A 5,340-nucleotide genomic window follows, 5' to 3' on the forward strand; every position below is an offset into this window, starting at 1 on the left:
TTCTCAAAAGCAATCGACGTATTGCAACACGTTATGAAAAAACAGCGCGAAACTATCTGTCGATGGTGAAATTAGGCTGTATTAGGCTCTTTTACAGACGATTAAATAATTAAGGGACACAGCCTAGAACCTCAACGGGCGTTAAGACACTGGTAGAATTTTTTAAGGAAGATAATATACTCATTTTTCTATTCCATCCCAATAAAAATGGGTTTCTGTCTGGCGTTTATACCCTGTTTATAAGTTATAATTATATATAAGATTAGAAATAATGGCAATATTTTCTCACATATTTTGGTGTATTTAAGTATATTTTTAACTGCTGTGATTAATATTATTTATCCAACTTTATCTTGTAAATTCAGTATACTATGAAAGGAAATAGGGCTTAAATGGGGAGATGAATTATAGGTTTGTATCAGTCAACGTCTAAACAAAACTTTTTTTAATTCATGTTCGACCATTGATAAATGGTAAAAAAATAAAAAGAATAACACATACAAATATCAAAAAGGAGTTTGTTAATCTCTGAGGGTCTAATTGGGGCCCGCTTGTGGTGTAATCTTTTTTTACCGTTTTCCCAAACATTCTTGTTTAAATTATACATCTTATTTTATAATTAATATATACCCGTGATTATTGAAAATGCTTGATTTTCCCTAAAATAAGGATCATGGTATTCGTCATGAAAATATTCATTACCGATGAACAGAAAGCTGAACTCGAACACCTTCCACCTGCCGTGATAAGATGGAGTGTGATCGCATTAAAGCGGTTCTGCGGGCTTCTGAGGGCTAGAGTTCTGTCATGATCGCTCAGGCCCTGCGCCCGCATGAAACGACGGCATAAACGAAAGAGCTAATTAATAGTTTCTCTAAGATAACGGCGTAATTAACCCGGAAATTTTTTATGGTTATGCGACCACTCAATAACGAGAATACAAAGATTATCGGTGTTTTCTTTTCCATTTTTCAAGTTGCGAAGGTCGGAGTCCATACCTTGCCAACACACCTTCATGCAATCGCCGTAATTCTTCAATAATCAATGCTTTTAATGTGTGACGCTCAGATTGACTTAATTCATCGGAAATTAATTTATCTATAACGTCAATTGAATCCATCTCTGGCGTGGCAACTACTCGATAAACGATCTGCTTAATCACATTTCGATATTGTAATCTTAACGGATCTGGTATGGTGATTCCCTGCGTGACAGCCAAATTATCCGATTTATCCGCTACCGGATATGATGTTTCCTCCGTAGCCCGCCAAATATGTAAATAACCACCATCAACACATAATATACACCATGCCGCATAATTCACTGGTTTACTCCCATCAACCCATCGACGAACAGTGCGAGAACTCACACCAATGCGTCGGGCAAAAGCGCTTTGGCTTACTCCAGCCTTACTTAACATTGCCCGAAACTCGCCTGCACTAGGAGCCTGCCAACCACGTTCAAACGGGATCAGGCAAACCTCTCTGATATGTATGTCTATATTTGCATGATAAACTTTCCGTTCTTCTGTCATATAATATAACCTTAATATAAGCCGCCTTATATGGCGGCTTTTTCTTTAAATTAATCCTTGCTCGGCAAATGAAGTCACAATACCTTTTGCAATAATGAGATGATCAAGCGAGCGAATTTCAAATATATCTAGGGCACTGACTAATCGCTTCGTAATTACCCTATCTGCATGACTGGGGTCTGGCGAACCTGACGGGTGATTATGAAAATAAATAACAGCAGAGGCATTCAGTATCAGCGCGTTTCGAGCAACAACAGCCGGATGCACCACAACGCTACTGATTGATCCCATAAACAACTTCTCCAAGCTGATAAGCTTGTGTTGGGTATCAAGAAATAGCACACCAAAAATCTCTCTCTCTTCTAGCTCAAGATGAAGCCGCAGATAATTTTTAATCGTGTCTGGATTGTCAATAGTAATGGATCTTTCTTTTAAGTGACTATCAAGAATATCCAGCGCCTGATTAACAATAATTTTTTCATTTTTTGTCATGTTATTAATTTCCATAAATCGACCAGAGCACCACGCCCGGCCATAAGTGCATATTAGGACATAATGTCCTAATATGCAAGATTAAATTAAATTTTGTGACAAAATTAAGTAATTAGAAATAACAATTAGGGCTACGATAGTAATAGGCATAGGCAAAAGACAGCTAAAAGCTAATTCGCTTGTAAGTAACGAAAAAATAGCAATGAGGGAATGGGCGCAAATCCCAATTTGGTAATAACCAAATCTAATACCACATTAACTCTGTTTTTTTCTTGGCTTCTTTCCGGTGCTCACTTCCTCTAATTTACTACCTATTGATGATGATAATTGGTTACCATCCTGTATCTGCTTTATAACAGCAAATAGTGATGCGTTTTGTTCATGTGCGGCTTCCAACTGTCCAGAAATTTTAGCGATTTTTTCACGAGCTTCTATAGATTCACGCCGGGCTGTATCGCAATCTACCTTCGCCTGTTCCAGCAATTCAGCTTGGCGGGTAAGATCTTGTTCTATTTGTGTTCGATAATCAACGTATACTTGAGCATCAGTTGCGGCTCTTACTTTCAACTCTGTTAACTCCTCTCCAATGGCTTTATGTTGTTCAGATTCAATTTTGGCCGCTTGTTCTATCACGGATAACCGTTCTTTTAACTGCGCCAGTTCGATGGCCTGATGTTGCGCCAACAATTGTGATTCTACCAACTGTTGCTTAAGATCACTCACATTAGCATAGGATTCATCCAGTTCGGTTTCAAGATCATCAACGGTTTGGGCAGCATCTGCCAGTTCTCTTTCTGCTTGTGCAGTCTGTTCCCCGGCTGCACGAGTAACATCAGCAACTCTGCGTTCCGCCGCTTTAACTGCTTTATCATTCAACTCGATAGCCAATTGGTTAATACGTTCAGTCAGTGACATCGAAACATGTTTAACTTCCTCAGCAACTTCGACCGGCAATTCAGCAACAGGTTCCGTAGTGATGGTGGTTTGGCTGGTAATGAACTCATCCCAGACTTGGCGCAAACGACTGGCATTACCTCCACCAATTTTGCTTCTGAGCGCAAACGCGGTGACATTCCGTCCTTCTGCTTGCAAGGCTTTACCCGCTTCAATAATGATTTCTGGCTCAAACGTGGCAGGGCGCATAGTAATCTCCTCATAATTATATGTATTAAATAAATTATACCCAAAACAAACAAACAAACAAACAAACAAACAAACAAACAAACAAACAAACAAACAAACAAACAAACAAACAAACAAACAAACAAACAAATTGTGTGATACTGTCACTTACCTTGTCAAGTCATAAATTCAAAATAGGCCAAAATCATTACGCTGGATAAATGACAATAAGGTATACCCTTATGTCATAGCCTAAAGTGTTGTCATTTTCCCCTTGGATCATCACCTATCTGTCACATATATTATGATCATCACTTAAACGTCACAAATGGGTGAAAAATGTACATCCACGGTTACCTCCGAGCATCAACAAAAGAACAGGATGCTCTCCGAGCAAAAAATAGGATGAAAGCCTTTGTTGAAGCAAAAGGATTTCGGCTAGCAAGTTGGTACATCGAAAATGTATCCGGGGCATCACTTCAACGGCCAGAACTTTTACGACTGCTTGATGATGCCGCACCTGGTGACATTATTCTCATCGAGCAGGTTGATCGACTTTCACGCCTAGATGAAAAGGGCTGGCAAAAACTAAAGCATCTTATCCAAGAAAAACACCTTGTGGTTGTCAGTCTTGACCTCCCGACGAGCCATATGGCTCTTGCAACACATGCTGACGATGAGTTTACCCTTTCAATGCTTAAGGCTATTAATGGAATGATGCTTGATATGCTAGCCGCCATTGCTCGCAAAGACTATCAGGACCGTCGCCGGCGCCAAGAGGAAGGGATAGTTAAAGCCAAGGTGGCCGGTAAATTCCGGGGACGTCAGGCAGATCATCAATTGCATGAAAAAATCATAGAGCTTCGGGTTAAAAACAGACAGAGCATCCGTGATACTGCGAGGTTATGTGGTGTTTCAGAACGAACGGTTATACGCATTGTTAAACTCAAAGCATGACCCTGAGGCGTATATCTTTTGATGCGCCGGCAAGATCTTAACCGAATGCCATTGTTAGTTAAAGAACCCCTACAGGCAAAATCCAGCTAGGTATACAAGGGTCGCAAATGGCGGCGAACACGTCCCGCCAATTACCATCGGCTATTTGCAACAGGGCCTTATTTTTTTAACCACTCGCCTATATATTCAGCGGCATAGTATATTTTCCCAGTTTGTGAATAATCTGAATCGAGGTAACACCCATAAACTGGTCCTCTGAAACTCCATTTTCTACCACCTCTTAGGAAATTATCAGAAAATTTGTTTTCTGAATGAACAACCCACATAACAAGAGGGGAATCTGGATATACTTTTTGATCCTTAATCGAAAAAGACCCAGCAGGACAATAGTATTCCGTTCCAACTGCTAATGCAGTTCCTATTCCTCCTAATAATGTTAATGCTAATGTTCCGGCTTTTAATAAATTTTTGAACATAAATATTTCCCTCTAATGTTTTCAGATTTAATTTCATCCTTCATGCTAGTCACCTGAAATTTATTCATCAATTTCAACTTTCATTAGACATTATTCAGTTAATTGTTGAACCCGCTGTTCTCTGCCTTCTTAATCACCGACTTAATGAAGAAAATGATGGTTGAATATAGGAGAGCATGAAAAACTGTGGGGCATTTATGTGGCAAAGCAGCTAAAGAAGCCACTTTAACGTATAAGTATTCATGGGCCGATAATGGGTAATAGTCCGGTTGAGTTGCCCATTTTACCGCTAAATAATTCAAGTGCCCCAGACTTTTTTATGCTCTCCTATAAGCAAAAATGCCAGCGCCCCAATAAGTTCCGCGCCTGTTGACATTAGCAAATACTTTTACCCACCTTAAAAAGGTGAGTAAAAGTACAAAAAATAGAAAGGAAAAGGTTATTGTAAGGAGAGGAGTTCTTCACGGCTAAGACCGGTGCTTTTCATAACCAGTTCAATACTGGCACCATTCTTTAAAAAGACACGGGCAATATTAATTGAAGCTTGTTTTTCACCTTCCTGAATGCCTTCCTGAATGCCCTGTTGAATACCTTGCTGAATACCTTGCTGAATACCTTGCTGAATACCTTGCTGAATACCTTGCTGAATACCTTGCTGAATACCTTGTTCCCGTAATCTCTGTGCAATATTCATTATTGCCTCCTGATGGCTGCCTACCTGTTCAATCAGTTTCTGAAGTACCTGTTCAAAATGTGGAG

The 5,340-nt window shown here is 39.7% G+C and carries 4 protein-coding genes and 4 pseudogenes; 3 read left to right on the top strand and 5 right to left on the bottom strand.

The genetic code is table 11. From position 1 onward, the window contains the following. Together C5470_RS21190 and C5470_RS21195 are read left to right on the top strand one after the other, a co-directional pair. A pseudogene (locus C5470_RS21190) lies at positions 1-113 on the top strand (IS5/IS1182 family transposase); the annotation flags it as partial. A gap of 572 nt (positions 114-685) precedes the next feature. Beyond that, positions 686-795, top strand: a pseudogene (locus tag C5470_RS21195) (IS630 family transposase); the annotation flags it as partial. A gap of 151 nt (positions 796-946) precedes the next feature. Here C5470_RS21195 and C5470_RS23130 read toward each other — a convergent pair. The 3 genes and pseudogenes from C5470_RS23130 to C5470_RS23890 form a co-directional block, all read right to left on the bottom strand. Next, entirely contained in the window at positions 947-1,534 is a 588-nt protein-coding gene (locus tag C5470_RS23130; RefSeq protein ID WP_239002565.1) for a helix-turn-helix domain-containing protein, read from the bottom strand. Positions 1,535-1,579: 45 nt separating this feature from the next. Then, positions 1,580-2,026 carry a RadC family protein gene (gene radC, locus C5470_RS21210; protein ID WP_166291754.1) on the bottom strand — a complete coding sequence of 149 codons (447 nt, stop codon included), beginning with the start codon at positions 2,024-2,026 and terminating at the stop codon, positions 1,580-1,582. A gap of 731 nt (positions 2,027-2,757) precedes the next feature. Beyond that, positions 2,758-3,169: pseudogene (locus C5470_RS23890) on the bottom strand (DNA-binding protein); the annotation flags it as partial. 318 nt (positions 3,170-3,487) lie between these two features. Here C5470_RS23890 and C5470_RS21220 point away from each other — a divergent pair. Beyond that, the gene (locus C5470_RS21220; protein WP_152963878.1) at positions 3,488-4,105 is read left to right on the top strand and encodes a recombinase family protein; all 618 of its coding nucleotides are present in this window, start codon (positions 3,488-3,490) and stop codon (positions 4,103-4,105) included. 158 nt (positions 4,106-4,263) lie between these two features. Here C5470_RS21220 and C5470_RS21225 read toward each other — a convergent pair whose 3' ends face one another. Together C5470_RS21225 and C5470_RS21230 are read right to left on the bottom strand one after the other, a co-directional pair. Further along, positions 4,264-4,581: a hypothetical protein gene (locus C5470_RS21225; protein WP_152963879.1), complete on the bottom strand. Its 318-nt coding sequence runs from the start codon at positions 4,579-4,581 to the stop codon at positions 4,264-4,266. 439 nt (positions 4,582-5,020) lie between these two features. Further along, positions 5,021-5,340: pseudogene (locus tag C5470_RS21230) on the bottom strand (Rpn family recombination-promoting nuclease/putative transposase); the annotation flags it as partial.

It is taken from the genome of Photorhabdus stackebrandtii, from assembly GCF_011189495.1.
In the GTDB taxonomy this organism is placed as follows: Bacteria; Pseudomonadota; Gammaproteobacteria; order Enterobacterales; family Enterobacteriaceae; genus Photorhabdus; species Photorhabdus khanii.